General features: G+C 65.7%; 15 protein-coding genes. 4 read left to right on the forward strand and 11 right to left on the reverse strand.

What is annotated here, in order from left to right; translation table 11 throughout:
- Positions 1-44: 44 nt before the first annotated feature.
- Entirely contained in the window at positions 45-1,217 is a 1,173-nt protein-coding gene (gene pobA, locus BMZ97_RS13100) for a 4-hydroxybenzoate 3-monooxygenase (protein ID WP_092169878.1), read from the forward strand.
- 41 nt (positions 1,218-1,258) lie between these two features.
- Here pobA and BMZ97_RS13105 read toward each other — a convergent pair whose 3' ends face one another.
- Positions 1,259-1,615, reverse strand: coding sequence for a winged helix-turn-helix transcriptional regulator (locus BMZ97_RS13105; protein WP_092169881.1), 357 nt, complete (start codon positions 1,613-1,615; stop codon positions 1,259-1,261).
- Between the two features lie 101 nt (positions 1,616-1,716).
- Between BMZ97_RS13105 and BMZ97_RS13110 the strand changes: the two genes are divergently transcribed.
- Positions 1,717-2,730 carry a zinc-binding alcohol dehydrogenase family protein gene (locus BMZ97_RS13110; protein ID WP_092169884.1) on the forward strand — a complete coding sequence of 338 codons (1,014 nt, stop codon included), beginning with the start codon at positions 1,717-1,719 and terminating at the stop codon, positions 2,728-2,730.
- An 80-nt stretch (positions 2,731-2,810) separates the two neighbouring features.
- Here BMZ97_RS13110 and BMZ97_RS13115 read toward each other — a convergent pair whose 3' ends face one another.
- From BMZ97_RS13115 to BMZ97_RS13125, 3 genes are all read right to left on the reverse strand, one after another.
- Positions 2,811-4,622: a chloride channel protein gene (locus BMZ97_RS13115; RefSeq protein WP_092169886.1), complete on the reverse strand. Its 1,812-nt coding sequence runs from the start codon at positions 4,620-4,622 to the stop codon at positions 2,811-2,813.
- 297 nt (positions 4,623-4,919) lie between these two features.
- Entirely contained in the window at positions 4,920-6,365 is a 1,446-nt protein-coding gene (locus BMZ97_RS13120; protein ID WP_092169889.1) for an aldehyde dehydrogenase family protein, read from the reverse strand.
- A gap of 118 nt (positions 6,366-6,483) precedes the next feature.
- On the reverse strand, positions 6,484-7,140 hold the full coding sequence (locus BMZ97_RS13125; protein WP_092169892.1) for a glutathione S-transferase family protein: 657 nt from the start codon (positions 7,138-7,140) through the stop codon (positions 6,484-6,486).
- Positions 7,141-7,322: 182 nt separating this feature from the next.
- On the opposite strand from BMZ97_RS13125, the gene phaZ reads away from it, so the two are divergent.
- Complete coding sequence (gene phaZ / locus BMZ97_RS13130; protein WP_092169894.1) at positions 7,323-8,537, forward strand: polyhydroxyalkanoate depolymerase; 1,215 nt, start codon at positions 7,323-7,325, stop codon at positions 8,535-8,537.
- Positions 8,538-8,611: 74 nt separating this feature from the next.
- On the opposite strand, the gene BMZ97_RS31240 is transcribed toward phaZ, so the two are convergent.
- The 5 genes from BMZ97_RS31240 to BMZ97_RS13150 all read right to left on the reverse strand — a co-directional run bounded on the left by BMZ97_RS31240 (position 8,612) and on the right by BMZ97_RS13150 (position 12,112).
- Complete coding sequence (locus BMZ97_RS31240; protein WP_175525542.1) at positions 8,612-8,764, reverse strand: hypothetical protein; 153 nt, start codon at positions 8,762-8,764, stop codon at positions 8,612-8,614.
- A 95-nt stretch (positions 8,765-8,859) separates the two neighbouring features.
- Complete coding sequence (locus tag BMZ97_RS13135; RefSeq protein WP_175525543.1) at positions 8,860-9,540, reverse strand: phosphatase PAP2 family protein; 681 nt, start codon at positions 9,538-9,540, stop codon at positions 8,860-8,862.
- A gap of 116 nt (positions 9,541-9,656) precedes the next feature.
- Positions 9,657-10,553 carry a diacylglycerol/lipid kinase family protein gene (locus BMZ97_RS13140; RefSeq protein WP_175525544.1) on the reverse strand — a complete coding sequence of 299 codons (897 nt, stop codon included), beginning with the start codon at positions 10,551-10,553 and terminating at the stop codon, positions 9,657-9,659.
- Between the two features lie 56 nt (positions 10,554-10,609).
- Complete coding sequence (locus BMZ97_RS13145; RefSeq protein ID WP_092169902.1) at positions 10,610-11,518, reverse strand: transglutaminase-like domain-containing protein; 909 nt, start codon at positions 11,516-11,518, stop codon at positions 10,610-10,612.
- A 213-nt stretch (positions 11,519-11,731) separates the two neighbouring features.
- A complete protein-coding gene (locus BMZ97_RS13150) occupies positions 11,732-12,112 on the reverse strand; it encodes a PRC-barrel domain-containing protein (protein WP_244546391.1) in 381 nt (126 codons plus the stop codon).
- A 223-nt stretch (positions 12,113-12,335) separates the two neighbouring features.
- Here BMZ97_RS13150 and BMZ97_RS13155 point away from each other — a divergent pair, with 223 nt between their 5' ends.
- Positions 12,336-12,596, forward strand: coding sequence for a glycine zipper domain-containing protein (locus tag BMZ97_RS13155; protein WP_092169908.1), 261 nt, complete (start codon positions 12,336-12,338; stop codon positions 12,594-12,596).
- Between the two features lie 112 nt (positions 12,597-12,708).
- On the opposite strand, the gene hutC is transcribed toward BMZ97_RS13155, so the two are convergent.
- Positions 12,709-13,464: a histidine utilization repressor gene (gene hutC, locus BMZ97_RS13160; RefSeq protein WP_244546436.1), complete on the reverse strand. Its 756-nt coding sequence runs from the start codon at positions 13,462-13,464 to the stop codon at positions 12,709-12,711.
- A gap of 61 nt (positions 13,465-13,525) precedes the next feature.
- On the reverse strand, positions 13,526-14,887 hold the full coding sequence (locus BMZ97_RS13165) for a formimidoylglutamate deiminase (RefSeq protein WP_092169913.1): 1,362 nt from the start codon (positions 14,885-14,887) through the stop codon (positions 13,526-13,528).
- Positions 14,888-14,978: the final 91 nt, after the last annotated feature.

Here is a 14,978-nt window from a genome sequence, read left to right on the forward strand (position 1 = left end):
CCAGAGGGCGCTCGCGCCGGGCAGCGCCATGAGGAGACGCCGGCTTGCGCACACAGGTCGCCATCATTGGTTCGGGCCCGGCCGGGCTGCTGCTCGGCCAATTGCTGCATCAGGCCGGCATCGACAGCGTCATCCTCGAGCGCAGGGACCGCAACTATGTGCTCGCCCGCATCCGCGCCGGCGTGCTGGAGCAAGGCACGGTCGGGCTGATCGACAAGGTTGGCGCAGGCGCGCGCCTCCAGGCGGAAGGGCTGAAGCATGACGGCTTCGATCTGCTCTTCGGCGGCCAGCGCCACCGCATCGCGCTCGACCGCGCGACGGGAGGCGGGCATGTCACCGTCTACGGCCAGACCGAGGTGACGCGCGATCTGATGGACCAGCGCGCCGCCCAGAACGGGCAGACTGTCTTCGAGGCCAAAGACGTCGCGCTGCATGATTTCGACCGCGACAGGCCCTTCGTCAGCTATCTCGAGAACGGTGTCGCCAAGCGCCTCGATTGCGATGTCATCGCCGGGTGCGACGGCTATCACGGTGTCTCGCGCGCCAGTGTGCCCGAGAGCGCGATCACGAGCTTCGAGCGCATCTATCCCTTCGGCTGGCTCGGCCTCCTCGCCGATGTGCCGCCGGTCTCGCATGAACTGATCTATGCCGGCGGCGAGCGCGGCTTCGCACTCTGCTCGATGCGCTCGGCCACACGCAGTCGCTATTATGTGCAATGCGCACTCGATCAGCGGGTCGAGGACTGGTCGGACGAGCGCTTCTGGGACGAGTTGCGCCGCCGGCTCGACCCGGCCTCGGCGGAAGCGCTGGTGACGGGCCCTTCGATCGAGAAATCGATCGCGCCATTGCGCTCCTTCGTGGCGGAGCCGATGCGGTTCGGACGCCTGTTCCTGGCTGGCGACGCCGCCCATATCGTGCCGCCGACCGGGGCCAAGGGGCTGAACCTCGCCGCCAGCGACGTGCATTACCTGTCGCAGGCGCTGATCGAGTTCTTCGTCGAGCGCTCCAGCGCCGGCATCGACGCTTATTCGGCCAAGGCGCTGGCGCGCATCTGGAAGGCCGAGCGCTTCTCCTGGTGGCTGACCTCGCTGATGCACTATTTCCCGGAGAACGGCGCCTTCGCCCAGCGCATGCAGCGCGCCGAACTCGACTATCTCGTCTCCTCCGACCACGCCATGGCGGCGCTGGCGGAGAACTATGTCGGTCTTCCCTACTGATTTTCAGGCCGCCTACTGACTTCCAGGCCGCCGACTGAGCCTCAGGCCGCGGCCTCCGCATCAGCCGACGGCATCACATGCTCCTCGCCCCAGGCCCTGAGCGCCATGATGACCGGCTCCAGCGTCCGGCCCTTGGCCGAGAGGCTGTATTCGACGCGCGGCGGCACCTCGGCAAAGACGACGCGGACAATGAGGCCGTCCGCCTCCAGCTCGCGCAGCTGGGCGGTCAGCATGCGTTGCGTCACGCCGGGAACGCTGCGGCGAATGGCGTTGAAGCGCAGCGTGCCACCGAGCAGATGGTAGAGCACGATCCCCTTCCACTTGCCTCCGATCAGGCCCAGGGCGGCTTCCACAGGGCAGGCCGGAGAGTTGAACGGCTTCAGGAAACGAGGCGGCATGACAGTATCCTTTTCGATACTATATGCGAAAATTGTGCGTTCTTGCACAGCCTGTTTGTAAGGCGCATCTCGCCTGCATCGCAACGCAGGAGACAAAAGCTATGCGCGCCATCGGCTATCGTGAACCGCAGCCCATCAGCTCGGAAACCAGCCTGATCGATCTCGACCTGCCCATGCCCGTCGCGGCCGGGCGCGACCTGCTGGTCGAAGTGAAGGCCGTGTCGGTCAACCCGGTCGACACCAAGGTCCGCAAGAATGCGCGCCCGGCTGAGGGCGAGGTGCGCGTGCTGGGCTGGGATGCAGCCGGCGTCGTCAAGGCGGTCGGCCCCGATGTGAAGGCTTTCAAGCCGGGCGACGCCGTGTTCTATGCCGGCGCGATCGACCGTCCTGGCTCCAATGCCGAGTTCCAGCTGGTCGACGAGCGCATCGTCGGCATCAAGCCCGCCAGCCTGAGCTTCGCGGAAGCCGCCGCCCTGCCACTAACCGCGATCACGGCCTGGGAAGCCCTGTTCGACCGGATCAAGATCGCGGATGCGGTTCCAGGCGCGGCGAAGGCCCTGCTGATCGTCGGCGGGGCCGGCGGCGTCGGCTCGATCGCGATTCAGCTGGCGCGGCAACTGACGGACCTCACCGTGATCGCCACCGCCTCGCGGCCGGAGACGCAGGCCTGGGCTCGCGCGCTTGGCGCCCAGCACGTCATCGACCACGGCAAGCCGCTTGCCGCAGAAGTCGAGGCGCTGCGGATCGGCGCGCCCGGCCTCGTCTTCGTCACCACCCATACGCTCGACCATCTGCCGGAGATCATCAAACTGATCGCGCCGCAGGGCCGGATTGCAGTGATCGACGATGCTCCGGCGCTGGATGTCATGCCGCTGAAGGGCAAGAGCCTGTCGCTGCATTGGGAGATGATGTTCGCCCGCTCGCTGCACCAGACCGCCGACATGCAGGCGCAGGGCGATCTGCTCAACGAGGTCTCCCGGCTCGTCGATGCCGGCAAGATCCGCACCACGCTGACCGAAACCTTCGGGACGATCAATGCAAGCAATCTCAAGCGGGCCCACGCCCTGATCGAGACCAACCGCGCCAAGGGCAAGATCGTGCTGGAAGGATTCTGACGCTAACAGCTAGAGCATTGCTCCTGCGAAAAACCGAAACCCACTTTTTCGCGGCATGCTCTGCGCCACTCAAGCGCCAGTCAGATGCCGGTCAGGTCGCGGCTCTGCCGATCGAGCTCGGCGTTGTAGCGGCGCAAGGCGAATTGCTCGGTAAGCAGACCGAGGACCCGCAGGGTTTCGCGGCCGTCGACGACGACGAGCTCCTCGGTCTGCGAGGTCGCGAATAAGCTGGCGGCCTCGCGGATGTTCATATGGGGCAAGAGGATATCCTTGCGATTGCGGGCGAGCTCCGCAATCGTCTCGACCGCGACATCGGCGCCATAGGCATCGGCGACGAGGACGATACCGGTATAACGCCCCAGTTCATCGACGAGCACAGCGCGCTGATTGGCGCCGAGCGGGAAATCGCGCCGGAACTGCTCCAGCGTCTGGGTCGCGGGCACGGTGCGCACATCCCGACGCATCATCCGGCCGACGCTCAGCTCCCGCATCCAGCCGATATCGGCGGCGCTGCGGATGGTTTCGCCGCGTAGATGGAAGCGCCAGGTGGCGAAAGAGTAGCCGAAGGTCCGGCGCACCGTCATCGAGGACAGGACGGACGCTGCGAGCACCGCGACCGTGAGCGGCAGGCTGCCCGTCGTCTCCAGCGCCAGGAACGACATCGTCAATGGCCCCCCGACGACCGCGGTGGCCATCGCGCTCATGCCGATGACGGCGATGACCACAGAGGGCGTCTGCAGGCCGAAGCCGGTGATCCAGATCACGGCGATGAGTTTTCCAAACATCGCGCCGATGAACAGCGAAGCGAAGAAAAGACCGCCGCGAAAGCCGGAGCCGATCGAGATCGCCGATGCCAGCGACTTCAGCACGATCAGCAGGACGAGAAAGCCCGCCGGATAATAGGCATCGAAGCCGACATGCAGCGCCGAATGGCCGGACGAGAGGACGGCCGGCGTCACCAGCGCCATCAACCCGACGAGCAGGCCGCCGACCGCAGGCCGCAGCGCCAGCGGAATCCGGCTGCGGCGGAACAGGCTCTCGGCGAGCGCGACGCCGCGCATCAGCACGATGCCGAGACCGGCGCAGAGGATGCCCATGATCATCACCAGCACGTAGTCCGAGCCCGAGAGCGGGCCGGAAAAGCCGAATTGCAAGGTGACGGGGGTGAGGAACAGTCTGGTGACGCCGACCGCACAGATCGAGGCGACGACGACGGGCGCCAATGAGCCGACCGTATAGGTCACGATGATCAGCTCGAAGGCATAGAAGGCGCCGGTCAGGGGCGCGTCGAAGGCGGCTGCGATCGCACCCGCCGTTCCGCAGCCGACCAGCATGCGCAGATCAGCCCGCCGGACACGGAGAAGCCGCCCGAGGCCCGACGCGAAGGCAGCGCCGCCCTGGGTGTAGCCCGCCTCCATGCCGACAGAGGCGCCAAAGCCGTTCGAGACCATGGTCTGGACCACCAGGATCAGGCTGTCCTTCAGCGACAGGCGCCCGCCATGGAGCGCATTCGCCTCGACCGGATCAACCACCGTGCCGCGGCCGCGGCTGGCCAGGAGGATACCGATCGCCCCCATCACCAGACCGCCCAGAACCGGCATGCCGACAGCCCGCAGCGGATCGACGAGGACCGCCCCGCTGACCTCGCCATGACGTGTCGCGAAGAAGGCGGCATGCAGTGCTTTGGAGACGCCGACCATCGCCGTGACGAGCACCCCCGCCCCGGTCCCGATCAGCGCAGCCAGGAGCACGAGCGAGATGTCGTCGCTGCGCAGCAGGCGCGGCAGATTGCGCCGGAAGCGAAGATAGGCGGCGCGGCCATTGCGACGGAGGCGCTGCGACCGGGTCCGGCTGGCGGTCCTGATACTGAGGGTTTCGGCAACGCACGTCATCAAAGCACGGCCCGCAGTCTAGAGCTATTTCCGACCCAACTGGATCGTTCAATTGCTCTAGCACTTTGTTTTACGCGTTTTCTTCACGCGAACCGGTAGCCACTTCGCTCGAAAACACTCTAAGGGCGAGACTTCACGGACGGACAGACCGGCGATCCTCAGCCTCGCCGCGCTGTAGGTTCGGCGCCAGGCCAAGTCAACCCGGCCCAGTCAACCCAGCCAAAACAATCAGGCCGACAGCAAAAGGGCCGCACCCGGAAGGTGCGGCCCTTTCGCAACGATGCACCTTCCGGGGGGTTAGGCCAGCGTGTAGGCGGTCTTGACCGTAGTATACATTTCCTTGGCGTAAGCGCCCTGCTCGCGCGGGCCATAGCTTGAGCCTTTCCGGCCGCCGAAGGGCACGTGGTAGTCGACGCCGGCCGTCGCCAGATTGACCATCACCATACCGGCCTCGCTGTTGCGCTTGAAATGCGTCGCATGCTTCAGCGAGGTGGTGCAGATGCCGGCCGAGAGGCCGAACTCGGTGTCGTTGGCCAAGGCCAGCGCCTCCTCGTAATCCTTGGCGCGGATGACGTTGGCGACGGGGCCGAAGACCTCCTCGCGCGAGATGCGCATGGCGTTAGTCGTCTCGGTGAAGAGGGCCGGCTGGAGATAGAAGCCGGGCGTCTCGCGCTTGAGCACTTCGCCGCCCCAGGCGAGCTTGCCGCCCTCGTCCTTGGCGATCTGGATGTATTTCAGATCCTGGTCGAGCTGGCTCTGGTCGACGACCGGGCCGATATGGGTGCCGCTTTTAAGCGCATCATCGACCACGACGCCCTTCAGGCGTTCGATGCAGGCTTCGACGAAGCGGTCATGAATGCCGGCCTGGACGATCAGGCGCGAGGAGGCAGTGCAGCGCTGGCCGGTGGAGAAATAAGCGCCGGTGACGGCGGCCTCGACCGCAATCTTGAGGTCGGCGTCGTCCAGCACCACGAGTGGGTTCTTGCCGCCCATTTCGAGCTGGACCTTCTTCATCGGCGAGGAGGCGATGCAGGCCTCGGCGACCTTGCGGCCGGTCGAGACCGAGCCGGTGAAGGAGATCGCATGCACGTCCTTGTGCTGCAGCAGCGCCTGGCCGACGACCGAACCGCGCCCCATGACAAGGTTGAGTACGCCCTTGGGCAGGCCGGCGCGCTGGATGATGTCGACTAGGGCCCAGGCCGAGCCCGGCACGAGATCGGCCGGCTTGATGACGACGCAATTGCCAAAGGCCAGCGCCGGCGCGATCTTCCAGGCCGGGATCGCGATCGGGAAATTCCATGGCGTGATCATGCCGATGATGCCGACCGGCTCGCGGGTGATTTCGACGCCGACGCCAGGACGCACGGAGGGGATCGCCTCGCCTGACAAGCGCAGGCACTCGCCGGCGAAGAAGGCGAAGATCTGGCCGGCACGGCCGGCCTCACCGATGCCCTCGGCGAGCGTCTTGCCCTCTTCGCGCGAGAGCAGGCGGCCGAGTTCCTCCTTACGGGCGAGGATCTCGTCGGACGCCTTCTTCAGGATCTCGTAGCGCTCCTGCGGACCCGAGCGGCTCCAGGCCGGGAAAGCAGCCTTGGCGGCCGCAATCGCGTCGTTCATCTGCTCGACGGAGCCCTGCGCATACTCGCCGACGACATCATTGGTATTGGACGGATTGATGTTGCGCGAGGCGTTGCCGGCGCTGGCCCATTCGCCAGCGATCAGGTTCTTGAACATCTCGGTCATCTCAGGCCTCCCACGGCGATTATGGATTTCGTGGGTGGTGGTAACGCCTTTGAGCCGCGAAGGCCAATGCAGCAGTCGCTATCGCTTCAGTCCTTTTGCGCATCATGGGCGAGCGGGGTCAGAATTCCGCGTCCAGTTCCTCCAGCTCCTCGGGCTCGGATTTTGCCGCCTCGATCCAGCTTTTCAACGCCGGCCATTGCGCGATCGCCTGGCAATAGGCCTGGCTGACGGAATCGAGCGGCACGTCATAGGTCAGGAAGCGCAGGCAGACGGGGGCGTACATCGCATCCGCCATGGTCAGCTTGTCCCCGAAGAGATAGGGACCGCCATAGGTCTCCAGGCAATCGCGCCAGATCTCGGTGACACGGTCGATATCGGCCTGCGCCCCGGCCCAGATCTTGAAGCCGGGGTAATGCGCCTTGAGGTTCATCGGCAGCGCCGAGCGCAGATTGGCGAAGCCCGAATGCATCTCGCCGCAGATTGCGCGGCAATGGGCGCGCGCCTTGGCGTCCTTGGGCAACAGGCCGGCCTGCGGGCTGATCTCGTCGAGATAGGCGGCGATGGCGAGCGTGTCCCAGACCTTGATCTCGTCATGCGTCAGGCACGGCACCAGGAAGGATGGCGACAGCAGCAGGAGTTCAGCCCGGGCGGAGGGATCATCGACCGAGAGCATGCGCTCCTCGACCGCGAGCCCGGCCATCTGGCAGAGCAGCCAGCCCCGCAGCGACCATGACGAATAGTTCTTGCTGCTGATGGTCAGGGTCGCGGCGGTCATGGCAGGCATCCTCTTCGGAAGAGGTGATCATCGTAGCAAGAGATGTTCCAAAGTGTGATCGCTTTAGAACAATCTTGCGAAAGATTGCTTTTGCAGTGCAACATAGGGATGCGGGGACAGGCCGCGGACGGCATCTCCGCCAGCCGTAGCCCGGGTTTTGCTCGTTTCGAGGTCGCACGCTGATGCTCTATGCCGCCTACCAGGCCCAGTCCGACCTTATCAATCCCGCCCGCATGATGGCCCAGGCCGCCCTGGCCGCCCTCGGCGCCAAGGCGATGATGGGCCAACCGGTCGACATCCGCGCCGCGGCCGCCGCCTATGAGATGATCGCACGGGCCGGGCTGACGCATGAGCGGCCGGCCTATGAGATCGACAGCATACACACGGGTAATCACGATGCGGCCGTGACCGAGGAGGTCGTGCTGTCGCTACCCTTCGGCAGCCTGCTGCGCTTCCGCAAGGACACGAACGCCGTTCAGGCCAAGGTCCTGGTGGTCGCGCCGATGTCTGGTCATTTCGCCACCCTGCTGCGCAATACGGTGGCGACGCTGCTGCGCGACCATGACGTCTATATCACCGACTGGCACAATGCCCGCGACGTCAGTCTCGAGGCCGGCGCCTTCGGCTATGACGACTATGTCGATACGCTGATCAGCTTCATCGAAAAACTGGGGCCCGACACCCATGTCGTCGCGGTGTGCCAGCCTTGCGTGCAGGTGCTCACCGCAGCTGCCGTGATGGCGCAGGCAGGCAGTCCCGTCCAGCCGCGCAGCATGACGCTGATGGCCGGGCCGGTCGACACCCGCGTCAACCCGACCGCGGTCAACAAGCTCGCGAACGACAAGCCGATCGAGTGGTTCCGCAAGAACCTGATCGCAACCGTGCCGTCACGCTATCCCGGCGCGGGACGGAAGGTCTATCCGGGCTTCATCCAGCTGGGCGCATTCCTGGCGATGAACATGCAGCGCCACGTCAACGCCCATATCGACCTCTTCACCCATCTCGCCACGGGCGAGACCGAAAGCGCTGCGACGATCAAGAAATTCTACGACGAGTATTTCGCCGTGCTCGACCTGCCGGCCGAGTTCTATCTGGAGACCGTGCAATGGATCTTCCAAGAGGCGCGGCTGGCGGCGCGAACGCTGACCTATCGCGGCGAAAAGGTCGATTGCAGCGCCATCCGCAAGACCGCACTCCTGACCGTCGAGGGCGAGCGCGACGACATCTGCGCGCTCGGCCAGACCGCGGCCGCGCATGATCTCTGCAGCGGCCTGAAGCCCTTCCGCAAGCGCCATCACATGCAGGCCGGCGTCGGCCATTACGGCGTCTTCTCCGGCCGGAAATGGGACGGACAGATCTACCCGATCGTCCGCAACATGATCCTCGCCAATAGCTGATCCCCAGAGCAGGATGCGAAAAAGTGGGAACCGGCTTTTCGCATCGATCCGGCTCTCGGCCAGCGTGACGGGCCTTACTTCTCCTTGATCTGCAAGCCGTCCTTGCCGATGGAAATCTGCACGCCGTCGGGCTGTTTCTTCTCCTGATAGAGCGCGTATCCCGTGACGGCGAGGCCAGCAACGAGAAGCACGACGAGGGCGACCAGAAGGTTACGCGAAACGAGCATGATGGATCCTGAATGAGCGTCGCAGATGGCGGCGACGACCAGACAACCCTGTTTTCGCCGCAAAGTTCCGCTTCGCCGCGCCTTGCCAGGCTGCATCAGCGCGCCAGTTGCGCCCCGCCGGCGGCCGGCTCGTCGACAGCCATGCCGCGCCCGACCAGGGCAACGGCCACGCTCGACCAGGCGACGCCGAGGCACCAGCCGGCGAGGACGTCGGTCGGCCAATGCACGCCGAGATAGACCCGGCTGAAGCCGATCAGGATGATCATCGTCCAGGCGAGGCCGAGGCAGACCCGCGTGATGTCGTCGCGCCGCGCCGCCAGGCCGACGAAACCCGCAATGCTGAGCAGCGTCACCGCCGAGAGGAAGGCGTGGCCGCTCGGAAAGCTCGCGGTGAAGGTCAGGGCCGTATGCCCGACGATATCGGGCCGGTCCCGCCCGACCAGGATCTTCAGGCCGGTGCTGACGAGCGTCGCCAGAACCACGCTGACAGCGAGCACCACCGCCAGTCGGCGATAACCGCACAGCCAGAGCGCCAGGCTCGCCGTGATCGTCATGAAGCCGAGGCCGACGAAGCTGCCGAGCCCGCTCAGGTCACGCATCGCCTCGCCCAGCCAAAGCGGGCCGAGCGGGGTTGCGGGGTCGCCAGGCACACGCAGCAGCAGCACGAGGCGACTGTCGAAGGCGAAGCTGTGTCCGGAGACGATGAGCAGCGCCAGGCCGATGAAGGTAAAGCCCGCTGCGAGCGGAACCAGGAGGCGGGGATGAAGGAAGGACATCGGGTTCCGGCGGTTGACGGCTAGAGCAGGATGCAAAAAGTGGGAACCGGTTTTTCGCATCAATCCTGCTCTAACTCTTTGATGAGAGCCGGGAGATGTAGGGTCGCTCCGGCCGTTCAGACAAGGGCGCGTGCGCCGATGAGGCGGATCGCCTTGGGCAGCAGCCGATAGACCAAGGCGCCGGCCTTGCGCTCGACCTCGCCGTCGAAGGTGATATGCCCGCGCTTCTTGTCGCGCCGCGTCAGGGTGACCTCATCGGCCGTGAAGGAGGTCAGGTTGTGCGAGCGGCGCCAGCCGCCGGTCACGACAGACAGCGCGGCCTTGCTGCGCGAATAGAGCCCACCGGCATTGAGGATATGGACCTCGAAGACGCCGCCATCGAGCCTGGCGCGCCGCCATTCGGCCCCATCGAAGCGGTTGATGGTCACCAGCACCGCGTCGGCCTCGACATGGCGGTCACCGTCGGCAGTGCGGATCTCGACCGAGATCGAGCGCGTGAACAGGATCGAGCGCGTCGCCGCGACGGCAAAGGCGACGTGGCGGCTGAAGGGAAAGCGCCGTCGCGCATATTCGCGCTCGCGCGCCATCAGACTGAAGAAGCCCATGCCCGAGATGGAGTGGAACAGCCTGTCGTTGACCTGGCCGATGTCGAGCGCGACCGGCTCGCCCTTGCAGAGCGCCTCGATCTGATGCTCGAGCGTGCCGTAGAGGCCGAGATCGCGGCCGAGCACGTTGACGGTACCCAGCGGCAGCACACCGACCGGCCGGCCCGCCTCGAGCAGGACCGGCAACACGCCGTTGATCGTGCCATCGCCGCCAGCGACGACGGGAATGCAGCTCTCGTCCCCGATCGCCAGGGCAAGCGCGTCGCCGAGTTCGCGCGGATGCACTAGCTTGACCGCGACCGAACAGTCATGAGCGGTGAAGGCAGCGTGAAGGCGCTGTGCGAACGCCTCGGCACCTGCAGCCAGGACCGTGCCTGCCTTGGCGTTGACCACGACGGTGTGATGCATCGACGATTCGCCCCCGAGCCGTTGCGGTTCGGTCGGGGATGGCAGATCCGCCAGGTTCATGACAAGGCGGGCTGGTGCCAATGATGCTGGCCGGGTCTTGAATGATTATCAGATCTTGGCAGCGTGTGAACCGGCAGGGCCTCCTCGACCTCTTCGGTCACCACCTCGAAGCGCTGCAGGATATGCGGGCCGAAGGAGTTGAGCATCGCGACGTCGGTCGCGTCGCGGCCGCGCGCGATCACGATGCGCCCGATCCGGGGCATGTTGTGACGGGCATCGAACGTGTACCAGCGGCCGCCGAGGAACACCTCGAACCAGGCGTTGAAATCCATCGGGGCCGGGTCCTTCGGCACGCCGATGTCACCGAGATAACCATTGCAGTAGCGCGCCGGGATGTTCAGGCAACGACATAGTGCGACCGCCAGATGCGCGAAATCGCGGCAGACGCCGATGCGCTCCTCGAAAGCCTCGAAGGCGGTGCGGGTGTTGCGGGCGAAATGGTAGCCGAAGGTGAGGTGGTTATGGACGAAATCGACCACCGCCTGAACGCGCTGCCAGCCGGGTTCGACCTGGCCGAACAGGCTCCAGGCCTGGGCCGCGAGCTTGTCGGTCTCGCAATAGCGGCTGCCCATCAGATAGACGAGCGCCTCGTCGGGAAGCCGCGAGGGCGGGACTTCCCGAGCCGCGAGGTTGACCGGATCGGGCTCGCCGGAATCATGCACGACGCCTTCGGAATAAAGCAGGACACCGCCGGCCGGGGCGACGATGCGCCGGCAGATATTGCCGAACTGATCGAGATATTGCGAAATCGGCACCGGCCGGTGCGGATCGCTGAGCGCGGTCGCCATCATCTCGTCAGGCCGCATCAGGTCATGGCGACGCGAGGGATGAATGTCGAGCAGGGTGATCAGTGGCAAGTCCTGCTGGCAGACGAGTTCGATACGATAGCCGTAGCGAATCTGCATGGCGCTCTCCTGGGTTCACCGTGAGGGCAATCGTCGCTCGATCCGATCGTGCTGGATCATGAAGCGTTCGCGCGTGTCGAATTCAGAACGCGCCACGCCCTGATCGCGCTCCCCCGAAAATGGTCGGGATGCGGGCCATAAAGACCCGCATCCCGCCGCCACGGCGATTCGGCTGGGGGGATAGCAACCGCCGCGACCTTCTTAAGGCCGGCCCTACATCATCCAGTAGGGCATCGTGCCGTAATAATCGTGGACGCGCTTGCCATAGGCTTTGTCGTCCCAGTCGGGCTCGCCCTCGCTGTCATACATGGGCGCCGCTTGAAGCTTGTCCTTGGTCAGCGGAACCACGTAGCCACCGCGATTGGTGTCGTAGTCGAGCACGCTCCAGGGGATCGGGTGATATTTCTCGCCGAGTCCGAGGAACCCGCCGAAGGACATGATGGCGTAGGCGACCTTGCCGGTCTGCTTGTCCAGCATGACGTCGTAGATCTCGCCGAGATGGTCCCCGGTTGCGTTGTAGACGTCAGTCCCGGCGACGCGTGCTCCCGCGATCAGCGGATTCTTCGATGAGACGGCCATGGTTTGAGCTGTCATCAGCTGCTCCTCGGGTTCGAGCGGCTTGTCTCGCCGCAGGCTGACTGGAGAACGTCGCTTCCCGGGAAAAGGTTCCGGCCAAAAATTCATCTGTCGTTCAAATCGAGGGATCCAATGATATCGCCTGCGCACCGCGTGGGCCCTCACGTGGGGAACTTTCCCCGCCATCCCTCGTTATGGGCGCAAGGCATCGGCCGATGCCCGGACGCCAAGGAGAAATCTGATGAAGAAGCTCGTAATCCTCGCCGCATTGGCCGCCTCCCTCGGGGCTTGCACGCAGCGCGAGCAGAATACGGGGGCTGGCGCCCTGATCGGCGCAGGTACAGGCGCTGTCATCGGTGGGCTTGCGACAGGACGCGCCGGCGGCGCGCTGGCGGGCGCCGCGATCGGCGGCGCCGGCGGCGCCATCATCGGCAACGCAACGACGCCGGACACCTGCTATGGCCGCGACGAATACGGCCGTCGCTACCGCTACGCCTGCTGATCGACCTCAGCTTTCAGCGACAGGGCCCGCCTTCCCAAGAGGAGGCGGGCCCTTTTCGTTTCGCGTCGCCGACGGTTTGCTCAGACCTGTTAATTTGCTCAGACTTGCCCCTTCAGACTTGCCCATAAGGCCCGAAACGGCCGACGAAGCGGTGGCGCGTGCCGGGATAGAGCAGCCGCACTGCCGTAACCGGGGCCCCCTGGTTCCAGGTCCGGCGCTCGACCAGCAGGCAGGCCGTGCCGGCCTCGATGGCGAGCAGGCGGGCCTCGTCCGCCTCGGCGGCGATGGCGCTGATCGCGTGCTCGGCCTGCGACCAGAGACTGTGCTGCAAGAGCCAGTCGCCCGGCGGCGTCTCCTTGAAATCCTCATCAGTGGCGGCGGGCACCGTGGCGAGATGAATCACCCGCTCCTCCAGCACATGGGGCTGGCCGCCGCTGAAATGCCGTGTGACGAGATGCGCTACTCTCTCGCCGCGCTTCAGCCCGAATTGCGAGGCGAGCTCGACTGAGGGACGGCCATCGCGCCGCGACAGGATCTCATAGGCATAGGCCTGGCCGAGCCCCCTGACCTCGTCGGGAATCGAGAGGATGTCGAGCATGGCGTGGCTTGCCGGCGGGCTCGCCACGATCGTCCCCGACCGCCGCCGCCGCGTGATCAGGCCCTCGCGCGCGAGCTGGACGAGGGCGCGGTGCACGGTCATGCGCGAGGCGCCAAGCTGCTCCATCAGCGCGTGTTCGGGCGGGACCGAGGTGCCCGGCGCCCAGACGCCATTCAGAATCAGATCGCGGATCGCCCGCCTGATCTGGTCATAGACCGGGCCGGCCCCATCGAGCCTCACCGCCTCCAACCTGGTTTCCGCCATCGTCATGGTCGTCACGCCGCTTTCAGCCAAGCAATTTGCAGCCGAGTAATTTTCAGCCAAGTAATCTTCAGCCAAGTAATTTCCGGATGGTCGCGGCAAAGCGCGCCTTGACCGGCTCGCGCCCGAGATGGCGCCCCTCCGCGACCAGCTTGCGGCCGCCGACGAAGACATCGCGCAACGGCAGGGCGTTAGCGGCGAAGATCGCGCTGTCGAGCGCGATCTCTCCGGCCTTGCCGATCAGCGCCGGATGGTCCGCGGCCAACGTCACGAGATCGGCGCGGCAGCCCGGCGCGAGCCGCCCGATGGCGCGACCGCAGGCCTGCGCGCCGCCTACGCAAGCCGCCTGCCAGAGCGCAACCCCGGTCGAGGCGCCGGCATCCGCCATCAAGGCGCGGCCGCGGTCGCGCAGGCGCTGGGAGTATTCGAGCTGGCGCAGCTCGGCCCCCGCATCGATCTGGATATTGGAATCGCTGCCGACGCCGAAGGCTCCACCGGCCGCGCGATAGCGGACGCCGTCGAAGATGCCGTCGCCCAGGCTGGATTCGGTGATGGGGCAGAGGCCGGCGATCGCGCCGCTGCGCGCGATGCCGTCGCGCTCGGCCTCGGTCAGATGCGTTGCGTGGACCAGACACCAGCGCCGATCGAGCGTTGTATTCTCCATCAGCAATTCGACCGGGCGGCGGCCGGTGATCCTGAGGCTGTCCTCGACCTCGCGCATCTGCTCGGCGACATGGATATGCAGCGGGCCTTCCGGCCGCAAACCCGCCAGCCAATCGAGATCGTCGAGCGCGACCGCGCGCAGCGAATGCGGGGCGAGGCCCAGCCGCGCATCCGGCAGCGGGCGGATCGCCGCCGCGCTCGCCTCGATCAGGCGCAGATAGGCGTCGCGCTCATTGACGAAGCGGCGCTGGCCATGGACGGAGGGCGCGCCGCCGAAATTGCCGAAACGGTAGAGCACCGGCAGCAAGGTCAGCCCGAGCCCCGTCTCCTGCGCCGCCGCAGCGACCGCGCCCGCCATGGCGGCGATATTGGCATAGGCGCGCCCGTCCTTGTCGTGATGCAGATAGTGGAATTCGGCGAGTGCCGTAAAGCCGCCCTCCAGCATCTCGACGAAGGCCTGAGCGGCGATGGCCTGGACGTCGTCGGGATCGAGCCTGTCGAGGAAGCGGTACATCACTTCGCGCCAGGTCCAGAAGGAATCATCGGTCGCACCGCGCCGCTCCGACAGGCCGGCCATGCCACGCTGGAAGGCGTGGCTGTGCAGGTTCGGCATGCCGGGCAAGGCGAGGCCGGGCAAACGCTCCGCATCCACTGCGGGCGCAACGCCGGCTTCGACGCGCGTGATGACGCCGTCCGCGATCGTCAGCGTCACGTCATCGGCAAATCCGTCCGGCAGGAGGGCCTGCGCGAGATGCAGGGTCTGGTTCACGCGATCGCTCCAGCAGTCATTTGCGGTCCGCTTGCCAATTGCATATGCAATTAGCTAGCATAGTCCTGGGATGGAGATTGTCGAGAGGAAA

The sequence above is a fragment of the Allobosea sp. OK403 genome (assembly GCF_900113835.1).
GTDB lineage: Bacteria > Pseudomonadota > Alphaproteobacteria > Rhizobiales > Beijerinckiaceae > Allobosea.

Coding starts and splice junctions, on each gene's coding strand:
- BMZ97_RS13105 (WP_092169881.1), bottom strand. CDS start 1,615: ATGCCGCCTCGTTTCCTGAAGCCGTTCAACTCTCCGGCCTGCCCTGTG.
- BMZ97_RS13110 (WP_092169884.1), top strand. CDS start 1,717: ATGCGCGCCATCGGCTATCGTGAACCGCAGCCCATCAGCTCGGAAACC.
- BMZ97_RS13115 (WP_092169886.1), bottom strand. CDS start 4,622: ATGACGTGCGTTGCCGAAACCCTCAGTATCAGGACCGCCAGCCGGACC.
- BMZ97_RS13120 (WP_092169889.1), bottom strand. CDS start 6,365: ATGACCGAGATGTTCAAGAACCTGATCGCTGGCGAATGGGCCAGCGCC.
- BMZ97_RS13125 (WP_092169892.1), bottom strand. CDS start 7,140: ATGACCGCCGCGACCCTGACCATCAGCAGCAAGAACTATTCGTCATGG.
- phaZ (WP_092169894.1), top strand. CDS start 7,323: ATGCTCTATGCCGCCTACCAGGCCCAGTCCGACCTTATCAATCCCGCC.
- BMZ97_RS31240 (WP_175525542.1), bottom strand. CDS start 8,764: ATGCTCGTTTCGCGTAACCTTCTGGTCGCCCTCGTCGTGCTTCTCGTT.
- BMZ97_RS13135 (WP_175525543.1), bottom strand. CDS start 9,540: ATGTCCTTCCTTCATCCCCGCCTCCTGGTTCCGCTCGCAGCGGGCTTT.
- BMZ97_RS13140 (WP_175525544.1), bottom strand. CDS start 10,553: ATGCATCACACCGTCGTGGTCAACGCCAAGGCAGGCACGGTCCTGGCT.
- BMZ97_RS13145 (WP_092169902.1), bottom strand. CDS start 11,518: ATGCAGATTCGCTACGGCTATCGTATCGAACTCGTCTGCCAGCAGGAC.
- BMZ97_RS13150 (WP_244546391.1), bottom strand. CDS start 12,112: ATGACAGCTCAAACCATGGCCGTCTCATCGAAGAATCCGCTGATCGCG.
- BMZ97_RS13155 (WP_092169908.1), top strand. CDS start 12,336: ATGAAGAAGCTCGTAATCCTCGCCGCATTGGCCGCCTCCCTCGGGGCT.
- hutC (WP_244546436.1), bottom strand. CDS start 13,464: ATGACGATGGCGGAAACCAGGTTGGAGGCGGTGAGGCTCGATGGGGCC.